This is a genomic window from Virgibacillus alimentarius (assembly GCF_000709085.1).
In the GTDB taxonomy this organism is placed as follows: Bacteria; Bacillota; Bacilli; order Bacillales; family Amphibacillaceae; genus Virgibacillus_B; species Virgibacillus_B alimentarius.
Genome location: NZ_JFBD01000141.1, coordinates 1 through 1,292 on the forward strand (window position 1 = coordinate 1; position 1,292 = coordinate 1,292).

Annotated in this window: 1 protein-coding gene; it reads right to left on the reverse strand. The window is 34.0% G+C overall.

Translation table 11 applies throughout. The annotated features are described in order from the left end of the window. Nucleotides 1-1,120, reverse strand: a 1,120-nt coding sequence (locus GZ63_RS0116130; protein WP_029271342.1) for an IS1182 family transposase, incomplete at its 3' end; no start/stop codon positions are given. Nucleotides 1,121-1,292: the final 172 nt, after the last annotated feature.

Below are 1,292 nucleotides of genomic sequence, written 5' to 3' on the forward strand. Positions count from 1 at the left end.
TTTTAAATTTCTTTTTCTTCTCTTTTCGATATTGGTTGTATGTAATAAGTGGTGTGCGATTCCTATTATTTAATACATCATCATAGTTTTGTTCACTACCATAACCTGCATCGGCAACGATGTATTTGGGTAATTCAAAATAATCTTTTTCAATCGTATTTAAAAATGGAATAAACGTGCGTGTATCTGTCGGATTAGGAAAGATATCGTACGCTAACGCATATTGTCCTTCTGTCGCAACTTGTAAGTTGTATCCAGCTTTTAATTGGCCATTTCTCATGTAATCATCTTTCATACGCATGAATGTGGCGTCATGATCTGTTTTCGAATAACTATTTCTATCTTTAAATATCTCCATATCTCGCTGATACTTTTGTTTCCGAACAAGAAAATCTCCATAATGTTTTCGATATTTCTTCGGTTCTTTGCGCTTCGAGCGCAACTGTTTCCGTTCGCTTACCACATCAGAATCGTCAATCTTTTTCGTATATGTATCAATGGTATCGTCTAGTTTTTCGACGATGGTTTCTATTTCCTTCACCGAAAGTTCTTCTTCATTTTCACGTTCGATTGCCGGGATGATTTCTTTTTCCAGTAATTCATCGTACATAAGATTAGATTTTTCAATTAAGTTTGAACTATATCTTTCTACAGATTTGCGCCAAACGAAAGTAAATTTATTTGCGTTTGCTTCTATTTTTGTACCATCAATAAAAATAGCTTCCGTGTCTATTTCTTTTTCTTGAACTAGCTTGGAACGAAATTGTACAAAACACTGACGTAATAATTCTTCAACCAAAGGATTTGTGCGGAATCGATTAATTGTACGATAAGTTGGTTCATATCCTTGAGCCAACCACATCATACGAACACTATCTTTTAGTAACGCTTCTATTTTCCGTCCGGAAAATACGGACTGTGTATAAGCACACAAAATAATTTTCATCATCATACGCGGATGGTAAGCTGGACATCCTGTACTACGAGCAAAATCTTCAAAAGATTCTACTGGAATACTTTCAACCAAATCATTTATGGCAAAAGCAATATCATTTTTATCTAATTTAATCTCTAAATCTAAAGGCAAAATCACTTGATTCATGGTATAATGTTTAAACATAAGAGCACCTCCGGTGAGTAATGGTTTGGTCACTTTTATCTTACCAGAAGGTGCTCTTTTTGTTTACTAATTATTAGCAGAATAATCAATTATTTTAAATCTAAAGCAAAAAAAGGAATCCAGTATCTACTGAATTCTTTTTTCGCTATTTAGCCGAGTTTTGTCCCAGCCT